Annotated in this window: 22 protein-coding genes; 6 read left to right on the top strand and 16 right to left on the bottom strand. The window is 31.2% G+C overall.

All coding sequences use genetic code 11. The annotated features are described in order from the left end of the window. Window positions 1-12: 12 nt before the first annotated feature. The 3 genes from OCU55_RS22915 to OCU55_RS22905 all read right to left on the bottom strand — a co-directional run bounded on the left by OCU55_RS22915 (window position 13) and on the right by OCU55_RS22905 (window position 3,948). Window positions 13-1,725 (bottom strand): proline--tRNA ligase, encoded by a 1,713-nt coding sequence (locus OCU55_RS22915; protein ID WP_261854605.1) that lies wholly within the window; start codon window positions 1,723-1,725, stop codon window positions 13-15. 416 nt (window positions 1,726-2,141) lie between these two features. After that, window positions 2,142-2,825 (bottom strand): 2-C-methyl-D-erythritol 4-phosphate cytidylyltransferase, encoded by a 684-nt coding sequence (ispD, locus tag OCU55_RS22910; protein ID WP_261854604.1) that lies wholly within the window; start codon window positions 2,823-2,825, stop codon window positions 2,142-2,144. Between the two features lie 13 nt (window positions 2,826-2,838). Further along, window positions 2,839-3,948, bottom strand: coding sequence for a PIN/TRAM domain-containing protein (locus OCU55_RS22905; RefSeq protein ID WP_261854603.1), 1,110 nt, complete (start codon window positions 3,946-3,948; stop codon window positions 2,839-2,841). A 291-nt stretch (window positions 3,949-4,239) separates the two neighbouring features. On the opposite strand from OCU55_RS22905, the gene OCU55_RS22900 reads away from it, so the two are divergent. Continuing rightward, window positions 4,240-4,638 (top strand): nucleoside triphosphate pyrophosphohydrolase family protein, encoded by a 399-nt coding sequence (locus OCU55_RS22900; RefSeq protein WP_206871124.1) that lies wholly within the window; start codon window positions 4,240-4,242, stop codon window positions 4,636-4,638. A 366-nt stretch (window positions 4,639-5,004) separates the two neighbouring features. Here OCU55_RS22900 and disA read toward each other — a convergent pair whose 3' ends face one another. The 4 genes from disA to OCU55_RS22880 form a co-directional block, all read right to left on the bottom strand. After that, the gene (gene disA / locus OCU55_RS22895; protein ID WP_261854602.1) at window positions 5,005-6,069 is read right to left on the bottom strand and encodes a DNA integrity scanning diadenylate cyclase DisA; all 1,065 of its coding nucleotides are present in this window, start codon (window positions 6,067-6,069) and stop codon (window positions 5,005-5,007) included. Window positions 6,070-6,087: 18 nt separating this feature from the next. Next, a complete protein-coding gene (gene radA, locus OCU55_RS22890) occupies window positions 6,088-7,446 on the bottom strand; it encodes a DNA repair protein RadA (protein WP_261854601.1) in 1,359 nt (452 codons plus the stop codon). A 354-nt stretch (window positions 7,447-7,800) separates the two neighbouring features. Beyond that, window positions 7,801-8,535 carry a glucosamine-6-phosphate deaminase gene (gene nagB / locus OCU55_RS22885; RefSeq protein ID WP_261854600.1) on the bottom strand — a complete coding sequence of 245 codons (735 nt, stop codon included), beginning with the start codon at window positions 8,533-8,535 and terminating at the stop codon, window positions 7,801-7,803. Next, window positions 8,532-9,254 (bottom strand): GntR family transcriptional regulator, encoded by a 723-nt coding sequence (locus tag OCU55_RS22880; RefSeq protein ID WP_261854599.1) that lies wholly within the window; start codon window positions 9,252-9,254, stop codon window positions 8,532-8,534. Before OCU55_RS22880 ends, nagB begins: the two co-directional genes overlap by 4 nt. Window positions 9,255-9,997: 743 nt before the next feature. On the opposite strand from OCU55_RS22880, the gene OCU55_RS22875 reads away from it, so the two are divergent. Then, complete coding sequence (locus OCU55_RS22875; protein WP_183279241.1) at window positions 9,998-10,225, top strand: glutaredoxin family protein; 228 nt, start codon at window positions 9,998-10,000, stop codon at window positions 10,223-10,225. A 51-nt stretch (window positions 10,226-10,276) separates the two neighbouring features. Here the strand turns inward: OCU55_RS22875 and OCU55_RS22870 are convergent, their stop codons facing one another. Together OCU55_RS22870 and OCU55_RS22865 are read right to left on the bottom strand one after the other, a co-directional pair. Next, on the bottom strand, window positions 10,277-11,095 hold the full coding sequence (locus OCU55_RS22870; protein WP_261854598.1) for a rhomboid family intramembrane serine protease: 819 nt from the start codon (window positions 11,093-11,095) through the stop codon (window positions 10,277-10,279). Between the two features lie 168 nt (window positions 11,096-11,263). Continuing rightward, window positions 11,264-11,566 (bottom strand): hypothetical protein, encoded by a 303-nt coding sequence (locus OCU55_RS22865; protein WP_261854597.1) that lies wholly within the window; start codon window positions 11,564-11,566, stop codon window positions 11,264-11,266. 202 nt (window positions 11,567-11,768) lie between these two features. Between OCU55_RS22865 and OCU55_RS22860 the strand changes: the two genes are divergently transcribed. From OCU55_RS22860 to OCU55_RS22845, 4 genes are all read left to right on the top strand, one after another. Next, complete coding sequence (locus OCU55_RS22860) at window positions 11,769-12,197, top strand: CBS domain-containing protein (protein WP_261854596.1); 429 nt, start codon at window positions 11,769-11,771, stop codon at window positions 12,195-12,197. Between the two features lie 286 nt (window positions 12,198-12,483). After that, window positions 12,484-12,654: a hypothetical protein gene (locus tag OCU55_RS22855; RefSeq protein ID WP_261854595.1), complete on the top strand. Its 171-nt coding sequence runs from the start codon at window positions 12,484-12,486 to the stop codon at window positions 12,652-12,654. Continuing rightward, window positions 12,638-13,066 (top strand): sigma-70 family RNA polymerase sigma factor, encoded by a 429-nt coding sequence (locus OCU55_RS22850; RefSeq protein ID WP_261854594.1) that lies wholly within the window; start codon window positions 12,638-12,640, stop codon window positions 13,064-13,066. Before OCU55_RS22855 ends, OCU55_RS22850 begins: the two co-directional genes overlap by 17 nt. After that, window positions 13,056-14,423 (top strand): DUF4179 domain-containing protein, encoded by a 1,368-nt coding sequence (locus OCU55_RS22845; protein ID WP_261854593.1) that lies wholly within the window; start codon window positions 13,056-13,058, stop codon window positions 14,421-14,423. The genes OCU55_RS22850 and OCU55_RS22845 overlap by 11 nt, the downstream gene beginning before the upstream one ends. 44 nt (window positions 14,424-14,467) lie before the next feature. On the opposite strand, the gene lepB is transcribed toward OCU55_RS22845, so the two are convergent. The 7 genes from lepB to OCU55_RS22810 form a co-directional block, all read right to left on the bottom strand. Then, window positions 14,468-15,058: a signal peptidase I gene (gene lepB / locus OCU55_RS22840; RefSeq protein WP_261854592.1), complete on the bottom strand. Its 591-nt coding sequence runs from the start codon at window positions 15,056-15,058 to the stop codon at window positions 14,468-14,470. Window positions 15,059-15,372: 314 nt separating this feature from the next. Next, entirely contained in the window at window positions 15,373-16,767 is a 1,395-nt protein-coding gene (locus OCU55_RS22835) for an MATE family efflux transporter (RefSeq protein WP_261854615.1), read from the bottom strand. Window positions 16,768-16,774: 7 nt separating this feature from the next. Next, window positions 16,775-17,584, bottom strand: coding sequence for a TrmB family transcriptional regulator (locus OCU55_RS22830; protein WP_261854591.1), 810 nt, complete (start codon window positions 17,582-17,584; stop codon window positions 16,775-16,777). A 192-nt stretch (window positions 17,585-17,776) separates the two neighbouring features. Next, complete coding sequence (locus OCU55_RS22825; RefSeq protein WP_261854590.1) at window positions 17,777-19,237, bottom strand: NADP-dependent glyceraldehyde-3-phosphate dehydrogenase; 1,461 nt, start codon at window positions 19,235-19,237, stop codon at window positions 17,777-17,779. Further along, entirely contained in the window at window positions 19,237-19,467 is a 231-nt protein-coding gene (locus tag OCU55_RS22820) for a glutaredoxin family protein (RefSeq protein ID WP_183279247.1), read from the bottom strand. The genes OCU55_RS22825 and OCU55_RS22820 overlap by 1 nt, the downstream gene beginning before the upstream one ends. Window position 19,468: 1 nt before the next feature. Continuing rightward, window positions 19,469-20,410 carry a thioredoxin-disulfide reductase gene (trxB, locus tag OCU55_RS22815; protein WP_261854589.1) on the bottom strand — a complete coding sequence of 314 codons (942 nt, stop codon included), beginning with the start codon at window positions 20,408-20,410 and terminating at the stop codon, window positions 19,469-19,471. A 402-nt stretch (window positions 20,411-20,812) separates the two neighbouring features. Continuing rightward, window positions 20,813-23,269, bottom strand: coding sequence for an ATP-dependent Clp protease ATP-binding subunit (locus OCU55_RS22810; protein WP_261854588.1), 2,457 nt, complete (start codon window positions 23,267-23,269; stop codon window positions 20,813-20,815). Between the last annotated feature and the right edge of the window lie 3 nt (window positions 23,270-23,272).

The raw sequence follows: 23,272 nt of genomic DNA, 5'->3' as shown, positions 1-23,272 counted from the left end.
TCTATTATATTCCTATATATATAACCCAGCTTCATCAAACTGTTTTTTTACTGTATTATATACATCATCTATATTTATTACATCAATATCTTCAGAATTTCTTAACTTAAATTCCACTTGATTTTCAGTAATCTTTTTACCTACTGTTATTCTCATTGGTATTCCCATAAGGTCAGCATCCTTAAACTTAACCCCAGCTCTTTCATTTCTATCGTCTAGGATTACATCAATGCCTCTCTTTCTAAGAGATTCATAAAGTTCAGTAGCTACCTTCACTTGAGCTTCATCCTTTATATTAACAATCACTACTGCTACTTGGTATGGTGCTACAGAAAGTGGCCATACTATACCATTTTCATCATGATGTTGCTCTATTATAGATGCCATTGTTCTTGTTATTCCAATACCATAACAGCCCATTATAAATGGTTTCTGTCCTCCATTCTCATCGATAAAGTTTGCATTCATAGAAACTGAATATTTTGTTCCAAGTTTAAATATATGTCCTACTTCAGTTCCTCTAGATATAGTAATTGTCCCTCCACAGTGTGGACATTTTTCTCCCTCAGTTATGTTTCTAAAGTCTCCAACAGTGCCTTCAAAGTCTCTTCCATAGTTTACATTCTCTATATGGTAGCCAGTTTCGTTAGCTCCAACTATAAAGTTATACATCTTTGCTACTTCAACATCAACTAATAAAGCTTCAACTTTGATACCTATTGGCCCAGCAAAGCCAACTTGTGCACCAGTTGCTTTCGCAACAGATTCATTGTCTGCCATCTCTAAGTTAGTAACCCCACCTAAAGCATTTGCAACCTTTGTTTCGTTTACTTCTCTATCTCCTCTTACCATAACTGCAACTATCTTGCCATCTGCATTGAATATAAGAGTTTTAGCAAACTTCTTTTCTGTAGTATTAAAGAATTTTATCAGTTCTTCTATTGTTCTAGTATTTGGAGTTTCTATTTTATTAAGCGCCTTTAATTCTTCAACTTCTGCTAGTTCAGGAGTTGGTGCTGCCTTTTCAATATTAGCTGCATAATCGCAAGAACTACAGAAAACAATATCGTCCTCACCAACTTCAGATTTAACCATAAATTCTGCTGAGTTTGATCCTCCAATAGCACCTGAGTCTGCTTCAACGCATTTTGCATCTAATCCACATCTATTAAATATGTTCACATAAGCCTTATTCATCTTATTGTAAGATATATCAAGACCTGCTTCATCTTTATCAAAACTGTAAGCATCTTTCATAATGAATTCTCTAGATCTCATTACGCCAAATCTTGGTCTTCTTTCATCTCTGTACTTAGTTTGTATTTGATAAAGATTTACTGGTAATTGTTTATATGATTTTATTTCATTTCTAGCTATATCTGTGAATACTTCTTCATGAGTTGGCCCAAGACAAAAATCTCTTTCGTTCCTATCTTTAAGTCTAAACATCTCTGCGCCATAAGCATCCCATCTTCCTGATTCTTTCCATAATTCTGCAGGAATCATGGCTGAAGCTAAAAACTCTTGTGCTCCTGCATTATCCATTTCTTCTCTAACAACATCTTCTATTTTTTTTAGTACTTTAAGTCCGAGTGGCATATAATTGTATATACCCGATGCCATCTTTCTCATCATACCTGCTCTTAACATAAGCTTATGGCTATCTATTTCAGCTTCTGCAGGTACTTCCCTTAGTGTAGAAACTAACATGTTTGACATTTTCATTTGCGTATCCTCCTCTATCTTTAAAGCAATTATAAAATTACATACTTTCAATTTAAATAAAAAAACACTAATACAACTTTCATGTGCGACTTTTACACAGTTGCATTTTAAAAAAGAATAAAAAAAGTCCACCCTATGCTTAGGGCGAACTTATATCGCGGTACCACCTAAATTTGTACTCAACTAATAATAACGGTATTAGACCGATAGTTTTTACCTACAACTCGGAAGCAGGTTCAAAGCAGGCGAAAATCTTTCAGCCATGGATTCTCTCTCTGTAAGGTTGCTCTTACTATTCTTCTTCAATGCTTTTCAATATTAAATTTGATTAATTTATTATAACTTTTTAAAAAAAGCGTGTCAATATATGAAAACTTTCTTTAACTTCTTCTAATATATTTTTATTGATTGAACATTTATGCTTCTTTTACAAAGCTTTCTGCTAGAATCAAATCTTCTTGTGTAGTTATCTTTATATTTTTATAGTCACCTTCATATAAAAACACTTTGCTATGAAATAGCTCAAAAGCCATAGTATCATCAGTTACCGATATATTATTACTTTTTATTTTTTCATGGCATCGTCTTATTTCATCATACCTAAAGCATTGTGGTGTCTGTACTGCAAATAATGTACTTCTATTTGGTGTTGATAAAGAAAATCCATCATCACCCTTAATCTTAATAGTATCTTTAGGTGTAACTCCTGGAGCTGCTCCCCCAAACTCTTTAGCATATGTTATACCACTTTCAATTATATCTCTAGTAACAAATGGTCTAGCAGCATCATGAATTAATACTATATCGCAATCTTGTATTGATTTTAATCCATTATATACGGAATCCTGTCTTTCTGCTCCTGCTTCAACAATTTTTTTCACAGGCAGATTAAACTTTTCGATTATTTCACTCTTACAATATTGCATTTCATCCTTTTGTGTTACCAATACTACTTCATCTATAGAACTACAATCTACAAAGGCTTTAATTGCGTAATATAATATCGGTTTTCCTCCAATATTTATATATTGCTTAGCTATATTAGTTTCCATCCTCTTGCCCTTGCCGCCAGCCACAATGATTGCACAAGCCTTCGACATAATAATAACCCCTTTAAACTACTTCTTTTTGTTTAGCAAATATCATTCTTCCTGCAGCAGTTTGGAGTACTGAAGTAACTGTAACATCAATATTCTCTCCAATAAACTTTCTTCCGCCTTCAACAACTATCATTGTACCATCGTCAAGATATGCAACACCTTGACCTGATTCCTTACCATCTTTAACAATTGTTATGGTCATGTCTTCGCCTGGAAGTACTACCGGCTTTATAGCATTAGCCAATTCATTTATATTAAGAACTGGTACACCTTGGAATTCTGCTACTTTGTTTAAGTTATAATCATTAGTTACAACTTTTCCACTTAAGGTTTGCGCAAGCTTTAAAAGCTTAGAATCCACTTCCTGAATATCTGGAAAATCACCTTCCCAAATCTGAACCTCTATACTCAACTCTTTTTGGATCTTATTAAGTATATCTAGTCCTCTTCTTCCTCTATTTCTTTTCAAAGAATCCGATGAGTCTGATATATGTCTTAATTCATCAAGAACAAAGCTTGGAATAACAAGAGGTCCTTCAACAAATGCCGTTTGGCATATATCAAATATTCTTCCATCAATTATAACTGACGTATCTAAAACTTTTGGATATGCTTTAATTCCGTGTTTATTCTTTTTGTCTTTGCCTGAACTTCTTTTTAATCCGTCAAATAAAGCTATTATATCATCTCTTCTTTTAACAGAAATATCTACTCCAATTACCAAAGCAACAAGGTTAACTACAATGAACACTACTTGAGCTAATATCTCATGTATCTTATTTAACACTCCATTAAGTGGTAGCATAAATAATGATGCTATTATTAGTGATATTATCGCACCTAATGCACCAAATAATATTTCGCTGGCAGTTAGTTTCTGCATACTGCTTTCTATAGCATCTATTAACTTTGATATACCTCGATACAAAAGTGGAGAAACAATAAAAAGTATAAGTCCGAAAATAATAATAAATAAAGAATAGAAAATTAAAGCCACTACCGGCATTTTTATAGAAGAAAAATTATTTGCTATATAATTAGTTCTTATAAGCCCATCTGCTATAAAATATCCAACTACTAATCCAATTATAGTAAAAGTAAGTCTAAAAAGTTTTTTTACCAATATTATTCACCTCCTATTATATAAGTATTTCCATTATATTGAAATACATTCTTAAAAACAACAATTTTTATAAAATCCTTTAAACAATTATAACATATAGTTTCTAAAAAACATAATGAATAGATTTGAACTTTCTATAAATTACTATTTAAATACCCCCTATAAAAAAAAATAGCAATGCTTTAATATAATATCTAAGGATGATGACATCTTACTTCATTGACAAAATTATCTGAAAATACTTATAATTAAATTAAATATCAAACTAATTTATCAAAAGGAGTGATACCGATGAAAGACGTTATATTCGATGATTTTCAAAATGCTGTGCAGGAATCACTACTAAGACACAAGAGTATTCTTGATATTCTATCAAAATTTCAAGAGTCTAATGCTAGGGTGAATAGAGCTGTAGCTAAAGCTGTAACAAATTGCGGTTGCGTAAAAATTTCTGCTGATAAACAATGTCTTCCTGAAGAGGATGATTCTATAGATGTCTTAGATAAATGTTTAAAAAGTCATCTTGAAGGAGAACTATGCGAAGGCTGCAGAGAAATTATTGAAAGAGAGATTGGTAATAATATCTTCTATCTTACTTCGCTTTGCAACTCCTTGGACTTAAACCTTTACGATATATTGATAAAGGAATATGATAGAATAAATACATTAGGAAAATTTACATTTAGATAACACCTTATTAATTATTTCCTAAATGTTGCATTCTAATAACAAGACTTTGCATTTTTTTTATATTTTATTGATTTTAAACGTATTCATTAATATTAAATTTATAATACTTAATTGAAATCATAAATTAGTATGCTCTCAGGCTTTTTTACCACGTATATATAATATCCAAATAATCATACTTTTAGTATTAACTTTACAAAACTTTTATATAATTTTGTAAAATTTATTCTAATAACATGTAAATTAGATAAATATATGATTTTATCTTTCTTAACAATGTGTTAAGTTTTAAAACCTTTAATTAGTGAAACGTATAAAACTAACAAAACAAATAAAAAGTTAGCAGGATTATAACCTGCTAACCTTTTATAATTGCTTATTTAATGAAACTTGTTCCTTTATTCTTCTTAGCCCATTTCTAATTGCCCTCGCTCTTGCTTCTCCAATTCCCTCAACTTGATCTAAGTCATCTGTTGTAGCATCTAGAATTGCTGTCAACTCCTTAAAATGTTTTATAAGATTTTCTATAACAGTTGCAGGAATTCTCGGAACTTTGTTTAGAATCCTATAGCCTCTTGGAGAAATTAATGTATCTATCATCGGAACCGACACGTATCCCAAAAGCTTACCTATCATATCTAAATCTAGTAATTCTTCTTGGCTAAGTTTCTGCATATCTTTATATATCTCATTATGGTCCATATTAACCTTGCAGTAATCTCTTATTAAAAGTATTCCGTCCTGCTCTATATTCTTTATTAACTCATTTAACTGCATGGAAATCAGTCTTCCTTCATTTCCAAGTTCAACTATATATCGTTCTATCTCCCCTACTATTCTCATTACCATTTCTGTCCTTTGGATAGCAGTAACTACATCAAATAAGGTTACTAAATCCTGAAACTCTAATAAATTCAGATTATTAATAACTCTATCTAGAACCGCCACATACTTTTCAAGCGTCTGTACAGCCTGATTAGCCCTTGCTAATATAACACTACTTTCTCTCAATACATACTTTAGCTCACCTTTATATATAGTTATTATATTTCTTCTCTGAGAGATAGCAACTGTTATCATTCCTGTTTGTTTAGCTACTCTTTGTGCAGTTCTGTGCCTTGTGCCTGTTTCAAAAGTCTGTATAGCTGACTCTGGTACTAGCTGAGCATTTGCACAAATAATCTTTTTTAGATCTGAACTTATTACAATTGCCCCATCCATTTTTGCTAGTTCGTAAATATATGATGGTGAATAATCAGAATTTATGGTAAATCCGCCATCAACAATCTTCATAACCTCTTCAGTATTACTTAGTACTATAAGTCCTCCAGTCTTAGCCCTTAATATATTTTCAAGACCTTCTCTAAGCTGCGTTCCTGGACCAACTATTTTTAAGATGTTTTTAATTTCTTTATCATTTTCTATTCTCATATATCTTTCACCGACCTATCAGAAAATCTTGCTTACTGCTTCCTTTAAAGTTCTGACACCAATTACATTTAGTCCTTCCTTATTAAGCTTATCTAAATTTCTATATGGTACTACTACATTGGTAAACCCCATCTTTTGTGCTTCATTTACCAATCTATCACAATTGTTTACTGGTCTTATCTCTCCAGTAAGCCCTACTTCACCAATAATCATCACTTTCTCTAACGCCCCTGCATTTCCCTTAGATGAGGATATAAGCGCTAACGCTATCCCTAAGTCAGCAGTGGTACCTTCTATATTAAGCCCACCTACTACATTTAAATAAACATCACTATTATAGAATGGTATTCTTATCTTTTTCTCAAGAACAGCTAAAATTAAGCTAAGTCTTTGATTATCTATTCCTACTCCAGTACGCCTTGGCATAACAGCTTTAGTTTCTGTAACTAACGCTTGTATTTCTACAAGTATTGGTCTTGTACCTTCCATAAGTCCTACAACCATAGATCCCTCTTGATTATAATTAGTGTCTTCTAAAAACATTCTTGATGGATCATAAATCTGAATAAGACCCTCTTGGCTCATTTCAAACACTCCAATTTCACTAGTTGTTCCAAATCTATTTTTCATCGTTCTAAGTATTCTAAATTCTTCTGTTCTTTCCCCTTCAAAAGAAAGCACTGTATCAACCATATGCTCTAGTACTCTAGGACCTGCTAATTCACCTTGCTTAGTCACATGAGCTACTATAAACAAAGGTATATTGTTGTTTTTTCCTATTCTCATTATTACATTAGAACATTCTCTAACTTGGGACACACTTCCTGGTGCAGAAGTAACCCCTTCTTTATATATGGTTTGAATAGAGTCAATTATTACAAAAACAGGTTTTATATCTTCTATATAACTTTCTATTACATCGAGACTGGTTTCTGATACTATGTATAATTCTTCAGCTTCAACCCCCAACCTGTCTCCTCTTATCTTAATCTGCTCTTCTGATTCTTCACCAGAAACATAAAGAACCTTTCCGTACTTTTTTGATATGTTATTAGCAGTTTGTAGAAGCAGTGTGGATTTTCCTATGCCAGGATCTCCAGATATTAATGTAAGAGATCCTCTTACAAGGCCACCTCCTAAAACTCTATTGAGTTCAATAATTCCTGTATCATATCTTTCTTTTTCTCCAGATTTAATATCTTTTATTTGCTTAGGAGAACTGGTTTGTCTTGATGAAAAGTTTGTTCTTTGTGGCTTACTTTCCTTTACTTCTTCTAGCATAGAGTTCCATGAATTACATTCCGGACATTTTCCCAACCATTTTGGCGATTCATAACCACATTGCTGACAAACATATAGAGTTTTAATTTTAGCCATTATATCCACCTACTATTTTATCTTTTCCTGTCATATATTAATATTCTTTCATTTTAATAAAAATATAACCATATTTTATCATAATAAAATTTATATTTTGAATTTTATAGTTAAAATACTGTAAAATCATTGATACACTTTCTATTTAATACACATTATTTTGTTAACATTAAACATTATATAATACTATTATGTGTATATTAAAGTATATCACATAAATATATTCTATTTTTTACTGTAGGTATATGAATTTCGTAAAATAATTAAATTATGTAGGTAATAGTAGTTTAAAGTTTCATACTTTTCTTTAAAGTAAAAAAAATGCCACAAACACGTGACATTTTCAATCTATAGTTATGCTCTTTTTATAAACTTAGCTGCAGCTTCATCAACAATAACTACTACATCTCCATGCATCTGTAACATTGAAGCTGGAACCTTTGTACTTATCTTTCCACTCACTAATTGTGCTACTGCCTCAGCCTTATTTTCTCCACTAGCTAAAAGAAGGATCTTCTTTGACTTCATTATCCCGCCAATGCCCATTGTTATAGCCTTCTTTGGCACCTTATCTATTGAATCAAAAAATCTTGCATTTGCTTCAATAGTGCTTTCAGCTAATTCAGTTTGGTGTGTCCCTTGATATAGGTATTCTGCTGGTTCGTTAAAGCCTATATGACCATTTGCACCTATTCCAAGTAGTTGAAGATCTATTCCACCAAGTTCTGATATTCTTTCATCATACTCTCTGCATGATGCATCTATATCTTCTGCTAATCCATTAGGAACAAAAGTTTTACTTTTATCTATATTAACATGATTGAATAGATTATCATCCATAAAATATCTATAGCTTTGTTCATGCTCCCCACTTAGCCCAACGTACTCATCAAGATTTACACTTGTTATTTTGGAGAAGTCTGCTTTTCCTTCTTTATTTAACTTTATAAGTTCCTTATACATTCCAGCTGGAGTTCCACCAGTAGCAAGACCTAAAACCGCGTCTGGTTTGTTATTTATAAAATCAGCAATCTCTCGAGCTGCAATTTCACTCATTTCATTATAGTTTTTAGCAATTATTATTTTCATCTAAATTTCCCCTCCCGTGTTGATATATCTACTTCTAATAAATACTTATCTGATCTGTAGGTAGATTCCTCTACAAAAAGAATCTTCCCATTGTTTGTTATAGTTTTAGAGTATATATTAATCAAAGGAACGTCTCTGTCTACATTAAATAGCTTTCTATAATAGTCATCCATTATTATTGCTTTTATTGAAGATTGAGAATAATCTATCTTGTAACCAAAGCCTTCTAATATCTCAAAAAGTGAACCTTCTAATAACTTTTCATCTATATATCCACAATAGTCACATGGTATATATACTATTTCATTCGCTATAGTTTCACCATCTACAATTCTCATTCTATCTATTCTATAAAGCTTATCAAAAGAAAATATATCATGCATATCTTCAGGTGTATCTATGATCTCTAATCCTAAAACCTTAGTTTCTAGTTTCCCACCTAGCTTCTTAATTATGTTAGAGAAGCTCATCATATCTTTTTGCTTTACTTTGGGTTCACATACAAAGGTTCCTTTTCCTTTTTCTCTAATCAGTATACCTTCTTGAACTAGTTCTCCAAGAGCCTGTCTTATAGTCATTCTACTTACTCCATAACTCTCCGAAAGTTCTCTCTCACTATCTATACACTGACCAACCTTCCATACTCCTTGAGATATTTTTCTCTTTATATCTTCTTTTAATTGATAATAAACTGGTATAGGACTATTCTTATCTATCATTTCCGTTCCTCCTAATTTAATTATATTATAATTTTTCCTACTTGTCTAGACCACTATACTACTATACTTCATTTCTTTGTCTTTTTATTTTTTCATAAACAAGGACCATTAGTAAAACATAATCACTCTCAATATATTATGGGATAAAACTCTACTCACCAGTGTAAATTGGATTTGGCCTTAATTACTCCCGCTTTGATCTTTCCATTGCTTTTACAAACGTTGAAATAAAAATCATCAAGATTTATTTCAAAACTTATTATAGCATTTTAAGCTATATGGTACCATTCGAAAACTTAAGTTATGCATGTTCGAAAATCATGCACATATGGATTATTCAATCCAATTTATAAAAAATAATTTATTAACTAATTTTTATAGGTATATAATTTTTATATTATCAAAACATATTACTATAAAACTACTGTTTTATTCATTGATAAAGTATTGCATAACGTAAATATGTAAGTTTAGTATTTTAGGCTATTACACACCTATAAATTCAACTATTATTACACGCGCAGCAAAACTAACCTGGATCTTTGTTTTATAAAGAAGCAGTTACCCTTATGAATTAATAAAAAGGTCATTAGAGTTAAATATTTTTAACCACTATTTGTAAGCACAACATAATAATAGTCATATACTATAAAAGATTCAATAATTTTTGTATTGAATAATATACCCTCATGAGGTATAATGAACTTAGATAATAATTATTTGTTAATAAGGAGTGAAATGTTATGGTAAAAGTATATACAACTAATTCATGCCCTTGGTGCGTTAAGGCAAAGAGCTACTTAAAATCACAAGGAGTTAATTATGAAGAACTAAATGTTCAAGAAGATTTAACTGCTAGAGAAGAAATGGTTAATAAGTCAAGACAAATGGGAGTTCCTGTTTTAGATATAAACGGTACTGTAATAGTTGGATTTGATAAACCTGCTATAGATCAAGCTTTAGGCCTTTAATTAAAATAAATGAAGGTATCTCATTATTGAGATACCTTCATTTATTTTTATCTAAATTTGATTTCTTACATGTTCATGATTTCTTAAATGATTTATGCAGTATTCATGATTTCCTTCGCAAATTGAACAATATCTGAACTCCATTGTTGGGTCATCATTTTCTGTTATTCCGCAAATCTCACACTTATGTCTCCATACCAGCTTAATATTCTTAGTTTTATTTTTAAATCTTTTCTTATTATTGTAAGCATAGCTACCATGCTTCCCTCTACTTAATATATCTTTACCAAAAAATAATACGAAGTTAATCAAGGCAGCTACTATAGCTAACTTAGCATCTAGTCCTCCTCCAAAAAATGACAAAGCTAAGAATGCTGCATCAAGCCACGCTAAGTACTTTATCTTAATAGGAAGTATAAAGAATAGTAATATCTGATAATCTGGGTACACATACGCAAATGCTAAAAATAAAGAAAGTGTTAAATATTCCCCTGACGCTCCCCCTGATATAAAGCCAGCAATTATAGTACCAATTACACCCACAAAGTAATAAATGTTAAATTTGAAACTTCCCCATTCATTTTCTAAGGCTGATCCTATCATATAATAAAAATATAAAACAAATATTATAAATATTGGTGAAGACGCAGGTGGTATAAAAATAAATGTTATTATTCTCCACACTTCACCTTTTAAAACTAGACTAGGTATAAACGCAAGTTTATATGATAAGCTAGTTTGAGATAATCCATTGCCTCGGAACAAGTAATCAACTAAATATACAAATAGATTTGCTCCCACTATATACATCATTAAATTTTTTATTGCAAACCTACCAAACTTTCTTTCTAATTTATTTAACCATTGCACTCTATTCACTCCTTATATTAAATATAAAATCAATCTTAAACTTTATATTCTAATTATATCCAAATAGTTGCTAATTAACTAGATATAAAAACATGTTCTATTATTATGCCTCTTATCTTATTGCTAACCACCCCATCAAACCTTACCTTTCATAATATAACAATACTATTATAAGTACTTTCTCTTAGCTACGAAACTTAGAATTGTTGTAATTAAGTATATACCTATTATTATTAATGCCAATATTGTTGTAGATAAAGTGGTATAGAAGTTTAAACATCCAGTTAGTACTAGAGCTACTCCAATTACAATGTTTTGCATTCTCAAAAACTTTATTAAATCATTCGAAACCTTATTATATTTTTTAAAATTCGAGGAATTCTTAATTCTTTCATCTGAGGCTCTAACGCCAGCACCACCTATCATTGCACCAAGTATGATTAAGAATACACTAAAAATTATATTTTCCAATAAATTCAACCCCTTTTATCTTATTGTTTTAAAACACATACTAAATTATAGAATAAGAGCCTTTTAATATCAATTATTATGTATATATTATATCTTAATTACAGATAATTCACGTTAAATACTTCCATATAAATTTTCCTAGTAATATTTTATTTTTTAAGGAAACACTAATGTTGAAATTTAATTGAAGGCAGGTGTTTTTATGAAAGCAAGCGATGTAATGAGTAAATCTATCGTAAGTTTATCTTCAAATGATACTATTGAAAGAGCCGCAACACTTATGAAAGAATATGATATAGGATCAGTTCCAGTATGTGACGGCGATAAGGTTATAGGCATAGTAACAGATAGAGATATAACTTTAAGAGCCGTTTCTTCTGGAGCTCATACTTCAAATGAAACTGTTAAAAATGTTATGACAACTAATCCTGTAACAGCTTCACCAGACATGAGCCTAGAAGATTTATCAAGAATAATGAGTCAACAACAAATAAGAAGAATTCCTATAGTTGAAAATCAAAGATTGGTTGGTGTAGTGTCTCTTGGAGATTTAGCAACAGAACCTCAAGCTGATCAAAAAGCTGGCCACTCACTAAGCGATATATCTCAGCCTGGTACTCAGAATTATTAATAATCACAAAATCAATATTTAATAATAACCCACCATAAAATAGTAAGCTAAAGTATTTATTACTTTTTAGCTTACTATTTTTTATTCTTAATGCGATTACATTCCACAGGTCAAATGTTCAAAATACGCTTAAAAAATACCGCTTTAGCAATCTTTCTATTTATTGTAGTATACTTATTTTCATAGCACTATTTATAGATTTTTATTAAAATCTAGTTTATTATATTTTTTATTTGAGAGATTTTTAATTACATCCACGTAGTTATATATGAAAGGACGGTGCAAAATGAAGATCACTAGTAAAAACTTTATACATCAGCTGGTAAAGAAGAATCCTTCCGCATTAGATTATGTCATAGATAACTATTCTAACTTAATGTTTAAAGTAATAACTTCTGTTCTAGGAGCAGATCATAGGGAAGATTGTATGGAGTGTTTGAATGGAGTGTTTGAATGACGTAATCTTAAAGGTATGGAATAATATCACCTCTTACAAATCTGAAGAGTCAAAGTTTACTTCTTGGTTAATTGCAGTGAGTAAATATAATGCAATAGATTACAAGAGAAAACTCGTAAAAACTAAAGATCAGTGTGATATTGATGGTATCACTCTAGTAAATGAAAAAAGTACCGAAGATATAATTTTAGATAATGAAAATAGAAATGAACTTTTAAATATTATAAACACATTAGAATATCCTGATAGAGAAATTTTTATAAGAAGATACCTTATTGGAGATAGCATAAACATAATATGTTCTTCTCTAAATCTTACTCGGTCTTCAGTAGATAATAGAATTTTCAGAGGTAAGAAAAAACTAAAGGAACAATTAACTAGCGTTTATGGAGGTTTTGTCAATGAAAGATAATATATATGAGTTATTAAATTCATCTTCTTTCAGTGAAGAAGAGTTTGACAATATAGAAACAGACTTAACTGACCTAGAAGTTAAACAATTAAAAAATAATTTCAGAAAAAACATTAAGATTTTCAACAAGAAAAAGTTTATGTATATTGTAGCTTCACTAGCTATTTTCATAACAGTTGGAACCTTTACAGTTAAACCCGCTTTTGCACAATCTTTTATAGAAAGTATACCAGTTATAGATTCTCTATACGAGAAACTGGGTTATTATAAAGAGTTCAAAGATTTTTCTAGTTATGTAGGCTTAAGCCAAGAAAAAGATGGTTATAAATTCACTATAGATAAACTGATGGCAGATGATGAAAATGTTATGGTCGCCATGAGGATTTACAAGTCTGGACTAAATACTAAAATAGATGAAGATGGTAAACTCGGTGAAAATTTTATGATTGTACCCTACTTACCAAGCTCATTTGACCTGTTTATGAGCTCTGATAATAATTCAAAGATAATAGATGATAATACACGTTTAGTTGTTACTACATTTAAGACAGTCCCATCCAAAAGACCTCCAAAGAGATTTGACCTTTCTCTTGAAATACATTCTATGCAAGATACTAATATGAATTTAAAATTTACTCTTCCAGTTTCACGAGAAAAAATCATAGATGAAACTATATCAAAAAACAACTTAGGATTCATTAGTTTAAATGACTCCTGCAAAATTCACATAGATAGATTTAAAATGAGTCCCCTGGGCACATCAATAAAATTTACTCTACCTTCAAATGTAAATGATCATCAAAACTTTTCATTTTATCTTTATGATGATAAAGGTAGAATATACGAAACCAAATCTTGTAGATCTCAAGATGAAAAAAACTTTATATGTGATTTTACTAATGTAGAAAAAGATGCAAAAAAAGTTTATATAATAGCTTATAAAACAAATTTATTAGATACTTTAAATAATCAAGAAAAAGCTGTAAAATACCCAGAAGAAATGCTTAAAACTTATGATCTTAAAACACTTAAAAACTTTAATTTTGATGGCATTGGAAACATCAATGTTAAGAATATAAAAAAAGAGTCTAGTAATATAAAGTTTTATTTAGAAATTAATGATCCTAAAAACTTATTAAAGCATCAATTTCCAATATGGTTACAAAATAAAGACCTATATAGCACATTTACTTTAGATAACTTTAGTTTCTATAAAGATTTAGATTCATCTAATAAAAATGATTATATTGCTGAATTTAAAAATATGGATTCAAATAAAGAATATCGTTATAGTGTTAACACCTTCCCTTATAAAATAATTGCACAGGGAGAGCCATTAGAAATCAACCTTAAATAAAGAAAATAACCACTGAGAACATCTAATTCTCAGTGGTTACTTTGCTATTTTACAGAACTAATCTTATCTAAAGGCCACACTCTTAGCCTTGCTTTTCCTTCAATCTGCTTTTTATCAATAAGACCAAAAGATCTACTGTCTATGCTTACTTCTCTGTTATCTCCTAAAACAAACAACTTACCGTCAGATACCTTTAATGGAAAACTAATTCCTTGCTTTACAGTTGTACCTTGAGTGTATGTTTCATTAAGCTTTTCTCCATTCAGATATACGTAACCATCTCTTAAATCTATCTCATCACCTGGAATGCCTATAACTCTTTTTACAAGTCTAGTGTTCTCTTGTTTTCTTTGAGTAACATCATCTAAAAATATTTTAAAGTCTGAAAAAGAATTATCCCTGCTCCTATTTTCTAAAAATATTACTACATCTCCTCTTTGAGGTTCAGTGAAATCATAACTTACTTTATCTACAAGTAATTCCTGACCATCATGTAGTGTATTCTCCATGGACCTCTGTTGAACTTGAACCATAGCAAACACCTTTGTATCAAGTATAGTCACTAAAATTAACGCTCCAGCAATTGTGTAAATCCAACTCATAACTTCTTTAAATATCTTCCTTTTTTCTATCATAAGTCCTCCTATAGGCATATTAATATAATAAATTAACTACATATTAAATATTATTTACTTAGTTCAAAAATCCTGCTAAAACTTATTAACTTATTGAGTATTTTTTGTAAATTTATTACTAGCTACTATAAATTCACACTAGAATCATAGCTAACAAATATAATCTTTTATTACATTAATTTTATAATATCCGAAAATACTACACTTATACTTTTTAACGGCTCTTAAATTTAGTGGTTAGTCACAATGCAAAAAATCTAGATTTGAGTTATAAACCTAGATTTCTCTATAAAGTAAAGGCTTAAATAATATTTTTAGTTTGCACCGCTTAATTCAGCTTGTTGAACCATGCCTTTCTTTACAAAGGCCATCTTCTCCCATTTTCTTGTTCTCCATCTCCAAAGCATTAAAACTCCTCTGAACCACTCATCACATGCGAAAGCTATCCACATACCAGCAAGTCCTAAACCTAATTTTATGCCCAGAAGATATGATAAGGTTACGCTAACTCCCCACATTGAAAATATACCCATGTAAACAGGGAACTTAACATCTCCAGAAGCTCTCAAAGAATTTATTACTACTAAATTAAAGGAACGTCCTGGTTCTAAAAATGCATCTATTATCAGAATCACTCCACCCACTGCTAATATGTTTGAATTAGAAGTAAATATACCCAATGCTTGATTTCTAAGTATAGCAAACATAATTCCTATGCCAAAGGATATCTTCAAAGCAAGCTTCAGGCTGTGGATACATGTCTTATACGCTTTATCATTTTCCTCAGCACCAACTAAATGTCCTATAAGTATTTCAGTACCTTGGCCTATAGCTATTGAAAACAGATATGCAAACATTACTATATTTTGCACATAAGCTTTTGTAGTTAAAGCTTCATTTCCTAAGAAGTTAATAAAGTATGTTATAACAAGCTGAGATACATTGTATGAAAGTTGCTCTCCTGCAGTAGGAACTCCTATCTTCAAAAGATCCTTTACAATCTTTGTAGGAAATGGTTTTAAGTTTTTTAGACTAAACCCTCTCTCAACATTTCTGAATACGACGAAAATCATTACAATAAGCCCAAGTAATTTACTAATATTTGTGGATATTGCAACTCCAGATACCCCTAATACAGGAACTCCAAAGGCACCAAATATAAATATATAATCTAGTACAACATGTAATACATTCATTCCTATGGTAACATACATTGATATTTTAGTAAGTCCATGACTTCTAACTATAGCTGTACAAGTCATCATCACAGCCTGCATAAATAAAAATCCACCTACTATCTGTAGATATTGAACTGCAAATTTCATAAGTTCCGGTCTTATCCCCATCGCTCCCAATATACCATGAGCCGCAAAATACATTATTCCGCTAAGTACAAGTCCAAATAATAGATTAATAATTAATGATACTGTAGCTACTTTTGAAGCCATTTTTTTATTTCCAGCACCTAAGTTTTGAGCAATAAGTACTGATGTACCTGTAGATAATATTCCAAACATTATATTCATCATTGATATCAGCTGATTGGATACCCCAACAGCCGCTACTGAATTGTCAGAATATCTACTCAACATCAATGTGTCTACACTTCCTAGTAGCATAAAAAGTAAGGTTTCTATAAAGATTGGCCATGTTAAGTTAAATACAGTTAGTTGTCTTTTCTCTTTCTTTTTATTTGCCAAAATACTCATCTCCGCTTTAATATTTATCTTTATTTTTTCTACAAACTGATGATCCAAGTTCGAAGCCACTATTAATTAATATATCTTTTGTAACCATGCTTTGATTATATTTATTATTTAACCTTAGAAGATATATATCATGATGGATATGTTCTGCAATTATTGATACCATTAATGAATTCTCTGTTATAGTTCCTAATATATCACGATCTCGTGTTTCATTAGCTATAATCGATTTTTTATTATCAACTATCATCATCCATCTTCTACCGTCATAAAACATACTCTTGCTTTCATGATGATAATATTCTACATCTAATCCACTTACGTCTAGGCTTTCAAAGGAGAACACTATTACTCTGACATTTTTTTTAATTAATTGCTTTATTTCTTCTTCGAATAACTTTAACTCAAAAGTAGTGGATATATAGACTTCATTTTCAGCCTCTATTAATAGCCTTCTCGTAGTATCTATAAAATTTGAATATCCTTTCATATTCCAATATTGATCATCTAATTTAAATTTATCGATATTACTTAAAGATTTTTCTAATATATCTATAGAATTTTGGTAATTATTTTTTATATTATTCATCAAAGTATCTGGTGACTGTGCTTTATAGACAGTGGGTTCCCCAGAAAGCATTAACACGTTTCCTCTGTTATATAAGGTCTCCAACGAACTGTATATTGAACTTCTTGATATATTAAGTAATTTTGATATTTGAGAACCATTTAACTCTCCATGCTTAAGCAAACATATATAAACCTCAGCTTCTGTTTTTGTAAAATTAAAGTCCTGTAATTTATTAATTAACTCTTCCATTTATCCCCCTAATTACACTCTTATCATGTTGTACTCATTGTACAACATAGTTATTTTATAAGTCAAACAATAATTTATTTAAGAAACTATTAGTAGCAGCTTTTTGGAGTTCTTTGTTATACAATAAAAAAAACCCCTTAGGATAATTTTACAAATCATCTTAAAGAGCTCTTTTATAATTTATATTACTTATTAATCAGCTAAATTTATAACTATAGCCTTTGGTCTACTCATTGCTTCTATTGAATATCTTATTCCTTGAGTTCCTATACCAGAAGATTTAACTCCTAGGAATGGGAAGTGATCTGGTCCTCTTTCAGTCTTATTATTGACTTGAACAGTACCAACTTCAAGTTTTGATGCTATATAAAATGCAGCATTAATATCTTTTGTAAATACAGATGATTGCAAACCATACTCTGAAGCATTAGCTATCTTTATTGCAGCATCTCTATCACTAATTCTTATTATAGGAAGTACTGGTCCAAATGGCTCTTCCCATGCTAACCTCATATCTATCGTAACTTCATCATATAGTGTTGGATAAATTAAATTTCCTTCTCTATTTCCACCAATTATAAGCTTTGCACCTTTTTCTTCAGCTTCTCTCATAAGTTCTTCAACAAAATCTGCTGCCTTAGTGTCTATTAAAGGAACTACGTCAACTTGATCCTGTTCTAAAGGATTACCTACTTTTAATGCTTCAATCTTTGTTTTAAGTTTAGATATCAATTCATCTGCAACTGATTCCATTACTAATATTCTCTTAACTGCTGTACATCTTTGACCTGAATATGAGTATGCACCTGCTATTATATTTTTAACGGTAAGATCTAAGTCTGCATCTTCCAAAACTATAGCGGCATCTTTTCCTCCAAGCTCCATAAGAAGCGGCTTCATTGCAGTGATTTGTGATATATGCTTACCAACCTCTGTACTTCCTGTGAAGTTTATAAAATCAACATGATCATGAGTAACTGCATAGTCACCTATTTCACTACCTCTTCCTGTTACCGTATTTAATACCCCTGCTGGAAGACCAGCTTGTTGGAAAGCTTTTGCTAGATATAATGCTGATATGCTTCCTTGAGTCGCTGGTTTTAATACTACTGAATTACCTGCTACTACAGCTGGTGCTATCTTTGAAGCAGATAGATTTACAGGGTAATTAAATGGAGATATTGCAAGTATTACACCTAAAGGTTCTCTAGTTACTACTGAAATTTTACTTCTATTGAAACCAGGGAATGGGTCTGATGGTATTGACTCACCTTCCATACTCTTAGCAGCATCTGCTGTAAATCTAATATAGTCAGCAGTTCTTGTAACTTCTGAAACAGCACTCTTCTTATCTTTTGCAACTTCTCTTACCATTATATTGGCTATTTCTTCTGCTTTTTTATCTAAAATATCTGCAGCTTTATAAAGAATGTCTGCTCTTTCATTTAGCGGTACATTCCTCCATGACAATTGAGCTTCACTAGCATTCTGTATAGCAGCATCTACTTCTTCCTTACTCATAGCTTGAATGCTTCCTACTAATGATTGATCAATTGGTGATTTAATATCTATTAATTTTTTTGTATTTGTTTCAATCCATTGTCCATTAACAAGATTTTTATATATATTTTCGTTGCGTATATCACTAAACATTATTTTTCCTCCAATGCTCTATCTATTTTCTCTCTATCAAAGCCTACTATTATTTTCCCGTTTATATCAATAACTGGCACTGATCTTTGACCAGATACAGCAAATACTTCCTCTCTAAATTCATGTTCATCAGCTACATTTATCTCTGAGTATTCTACTCCTTTTATCTTGAAATAGTCTTTTGCTTTAACGCACCATGGACACCATGATGTTGAATATATTTTTACCATATTACTTACCTCTCTTTGCTTCTAATATATATTTTTCTGCATCAAGTGCAGAAATAGTTCCATCTGCTACTGCAGTTGTAATTTGTCTAAACTGCTTTTCTCTCACGTCACCAGCAGCGTATACACCTTTTATGTTTGTTCTTGTACTTTCATCTGCTAATATATAACCTTGAGGAGTCAAGTTTACGTAATCCTTGAAAGGTTCAGTTTTAGGTTCTGTTCCTATATATCCAAAAACAGCTTCCATCTCAATCTCCTTTTCCTCTCCTGTGTTTGTGTTCTTTATCTTAGCTTTCTCCATGAACTTTTCACCAGAAACATCAACTAAGTCCCAGTTGTACATAACTTCTATCTTTGGGTGGTGTAAAACTTCTTCAAGAGTTGCCGCTTCTCCTTTAAAATAATCGTATCTTCTTACCATAATTACTTTCGATGCAAACTTAGTAAGGAATAAAGCTTCTTCAAGAGCCGAATTTCCTCCACCAACTACTCCAATAACTTTTCCTTCATACATTGCTCCATCACAAACTGCACAGTAATGTATTCCCTTACCAGAGAATTTCCCCTCATTAGGTATAGGAAGCTTTTTAGGAGTTGCACCAGTAGCTATTATTACTGCTTTAGGCTTATATATATAACTAGTAGTTTCAACTATTTTTTCATTTTCTGAAAAATCTACTCTTTCTACTAAGTCGAACTCATCTATTTTAGCACCTAATTCAAGTGCCTGTTCTTGCATTAAATCTGCTAACTTGCTACCTTCAACGGTTTTAAATCCTGGATAGTTTTCTATGGAATAACTAGTTCTTACCTGGCCACCAACTATAGCATCTTCTAAAAGTACCATATCTAGCTTAGCTCTAGCTGCATAAATAGCTGCAGTTAATCCAGCTGGTCCTCCACCTATTATCATTAAATCAATTAGCTTTTCATTTTTCGCCATGCTTTTCCCTCTTTCCTAATAATACTTTTGACCACTGTGCTTACCCCCAAGGGGTATCTCTAATATTATTATAGCACTATAAACTCATTTTGCAACCTATTTTTAGAAGATAATTATTATTAATTATATACACCTCTTCTACATTATAGTTTTTTATTAATTATATTTATTATTCAAGTTTTTTATTGAGTTGTTATTTATGCCTTTTCGTATATATGCTTATGGGATTCCTAATTCAACTATCAGTATATATATTGGTGGAAATCACAGAAATTTAAAATTATCAAAAAAATAAATTACATTTATATAGATTAACTGTAATAAAAGAACCGTAGTTCTTTCATACATAAACTTTAATACTTAAAGTTCATATACTTATAAACTACGGTTTTTCTAATAAATTTATTCCTGTGGTACTAGCTCTGGAGTAAACTTTAATTCTCCTTCTTCTACAGTAACTTTGACTCTTTGACCTCTCTTTATATTACCTCTAAGCATTTCTTCACTTAATTTATCTTCAACACTCTTGGTAATCACTCTTCTTAGAGGTCTTGCTCCATAAGTTACATCTTTACCTTTTTCAACAAGAATCTTTCTACTTTCTTCATCAAAATCTAAATGAATATCTTGTTCATCTAATCTTTCTGTAACTGAATTTACCATTAGATTGACTATTTGTAATAAGTCTTCCTCTTGTAATCCATGGAACACAATTGTATCATCTATTCTATTTAGAAATTCTGGTCTGAATGTCTTTCTGAGATCATCCATAACATTTTCCTTCATCTTTTCATATTCTGTTTCAATCTTATCTTCATCAAAGCCAAAGCCTATAGATTTTTGTTTTTTGATTGTATGAGCCCCTACATTTGATGTCATTATTATAATTGTATTTTTAAAGTTGACAGTCTTTCCTTTTCCATCTGTAAGTCTTCCATCTTCAAGTATTTGAAGTAGTATATTAAATACATCTGGATGGGCCTTTTCTATTTCATCAAGTAGTACTACTGAATAAGGCCTTCTTCTTACCGCCTCTGTAAGCTGACCACCTTCATCATATCCTACATACCCTGGAGGAGATCCAATAAGTCTTGATACTGAATGTTTCTCCATATATTCAGACATATCTACTCTAACTATATTGTCTTCATCACCGAACATAGACTCTGCTAATGCCTTTGAAAGCTCAGTTTTTCCAACCCCAGTAGGTCCTAAGAATATGAAAGATCCGATAGGTCTATTTGGATCCTTTAACCCAACTCTAGCTCTTCTTACTGCTCTAGATACAGATTTAACTGCTTCATTTTGTCCTACAACTCTCTTATGAAGTATTTCCTCAAGCTTTAAGAGCTTTTCTGATTCTGTTTCTGTAAGCTTTTCTACAGGAACTTTAGTCCATTTTGAAACAACTGATGCTATCTGTTGCTCACCAACTATATGAGTTTTAGTACTACTTTGAGTAGTCCAATTAGTCTTCATATGGTCAAGCTTCTCTCTTAGTCTCTTCTCTCTATCTCTAAGTTCAGCTGCTTTCTCAAAGTTTTGTACTGCTATAGCATCTTCTTTTTCCTTTGTAGCTTTTTCTATTTGTTCTTCCATTTCTTTTAAATCTGGAGGAGTAGTTAAGTTTTCTATTCTAACCTTAGCTGCTGCTTCATCAATTAAGTCTATAGCTTTATCTGGCATATATCTATCAGTTATATATCTATCTGAAAGATTAACTGCTGCCTCTAGAGCTTCATCAGTTATCTTAACACCATGATGAGCCTCATATTTATCTCTAAGTCCTTTTAATATCTGTAATGTTTCATCTTTAGAAGGTTCTCCAACATTTACTGGCTGAAATCTTCTTTCAAGAGCAGAATCTTTTTCAATATATTTTCTGTATTCATCTATAGTTGTAGCACCTATACATTGAATTTCTCCTCTTGCTAATGCTGGTTTTAGTATATTAGATGCATCTATTGCTCCTTCAGCTCCGCCAGCTCCAACAATTGTATGAATCTCATCTATGAATAGAAGTACATTACCTGCGGTTCTTATTTCTTCCATTACCTTCTTCAATCTATCTTCAAATTCACCTCTATATTTTGCACCAGCTATCATTGATGTTATATCCAAGGCAACTACTCTTTTATCTTTAAGTATCTCAGGTATATTTCCTTCAACTATCTTTTGAGCTAATCCTTCTGCTATTGCAGTCTTACCTACTCCAGGATCTCCTATTAAACATGGATTGTTTTTTATTCTTCTACAAAGAATTTCTAAGACTCTTTGTGTTTCTTCATCTCTTCCCACTACAGGATCTAACTTGCCTTCAATAGCCATTTCAGTTAAGTCTCTACCAAACTGATCTAAACTTGGTGTTTTATCAGTTCTTCTTCTCTGTGGGCTATCTTGCTGACCACCTTGTGATGCTGGTTTTCCATTAAAGCTGTTTATTATATCTGATCTAAGCTTTTCAAAGTTCACATTAAGATTGTTTAGTATCGTGTACGCTACACCTTCATTATCAGCTAACAATGCTAACAATATATGCTCTGGGCTTATATAGTTATGTCCTAGATTTCTAGCCTCTACTAGACTATTATCCAAAAGTCTTTTTGTTCTTGGAGTTAGAGGGATTTCACCTGAGAAGTATTCCACTTCTCCTTCACCAACATATTGCTGAATCAGTTTACCTACAGTTTCTACAGTAACACCGTAAGAGTTTAATAATTCTTTACTTTTACCTTCGTCAGTTAATATACCTATAAGTATATGCTCTGTACCTATATAACCATGTTTATACTTTTTAGATTGCTCTCTAGCATTCATTAACACCTTCTGAGCTCTTTCAGTAAATCTACCAAATAACATGGT

The sequence above is a fragment of the Clostridium folliculivorans genome, assembly GCF_024341905.1.
Lineage (GTDB): Bacteria > Bacillota > Clostridia > Clostridiales > Clostridiaceae > Clostridium_AR > Clostridium_AR folliculivorans.
Note: the sequence above shows the minus strand (reverse complement) of the source record. Positions and strands in the feature narration are given on the sequence as shown.

Coding starts and splice junctions, on each gene's coding strand:
- OCU55_RS22915 (WP_261854605.1), bottom strand. CDS start 1,725: ATGAAAATGTCAAACATGTTAGTTTCTACACTAAGGGAAGTACCTGCA.
- ispD (WP_261854604.1), bottom strand. CDS start 2,825: ATGTCGAAGGCTTGTGCAATCATTGTGGCTGGCGGCAAGGGCAAGAGG.
- OCU55_RS22900 (WP_206871124.1), top strand. CDS start 4,240: ATGAAAGACGTTATATTCGATGATTTTCAAAATGCTGTGCAGGAATCA.
- disA (WP_261854602.1), bottom strand. CDS start 6,069: ATGAGAATAGAAAATGATAAAGAAATTAAAAACATCTTAAAAATAGTT.
- radA (WP_261854601.1), bottom strand. CDS start 7,446: ATGGCTAAAATTAAAACTCTATATGTTTGTCAGCAATGTGGTTATGAA.
- nagB (WP_261854600.1), bottom strand. CDS start 8,535: ATGAAAATAATAATTGCTAAAAACTATAATGAAATGAGTGAAATTGCA.
- OCU55_RS22880 (WP_261854599.1), bottom strand. CDS start 9,254: ATGATAGATAAGAATAGTCCTATACCAGTTTATTATCAATTAAAAGAA.
- OCU55_RS22875 (WP_183279241.1), top strand. CDS start 9,998: ATGGTAAAAGTATATACAACTAATTCATGCCCTTGGTGCGTTAAGGCA.
- OCU55_RS22860 (WP_261854596.1), top strand. CDS start 11,769: ATGAAAGCAAGCGATGTAATGAGTAAATCTATCGTAAGTTTATCTTCA.
- OCU55_RS22855 (WP_261854595.1), top strand. CDS start 12,484: ATGAAGATCACTAGTAAAAACTTTATACATCAGCTGGTAAAGAAGAAT.
- OCU55_RS22850 (WP_261854594.1), top strand. CDS start 12,638: ATGGAGTGTTTGAATGACGTAATCTTAAAGGTATGGAATAATATCACC.
- OCU55_RS22845 (WP_261854593.1), top strand. CDS start 13,056: ATGAAAGATAATATATATGAGTTATTAAATTCATCTTCTTTCAGTGAA.
- lepB (WP_261854592.1), bottom strand. CDS start 15,058: ATGATAGAAAAAAGGAAGATATTTAAAGAAGTTATGAGTTGGATTTAC.
- OCU55_RS22835 (WP_261854615.1), bottom strand. CDS start 16,767: ATGAGTATTTTGGCAAATAAAAAGAAAGAGAAAAGACAACTAACTGTA.
- OCU55_RS22830 (WP_261854591.1), bottom strand. CDS start 17,584: ATGGAAGAGTTAATTAATAAATTACAGGACTTTAATTTTACAAAAACA.
- OCU55_RS22825 (WP_261854590.1), bottom strand. CDS start 19,237: ATGTTTAGTGATATACGCAACGAAAATATATATAAAAATCTTGTTAAT.
- OCU55_RS22820 (WP_183279247.1), bottom strand. CDS start 19,467: ATGGTAAAAATATATTCAACATCATGGTGTCCATGGTGCGTTAAAGCA.
- trxB (WP_261854589.1), bottom strand. CDS start 20,410: ATGGCGAAAAATGAAAAGCTAATTGATTTAATGATAATAGGTGGAGGA.
- OCU55_RS22810 (WP_261854588.1), bottom strand. CDS start 23,269: ATGTTATTTGGTAGATTTACTGAAAGAGCTCAGAAGGTGTTAATGAAT.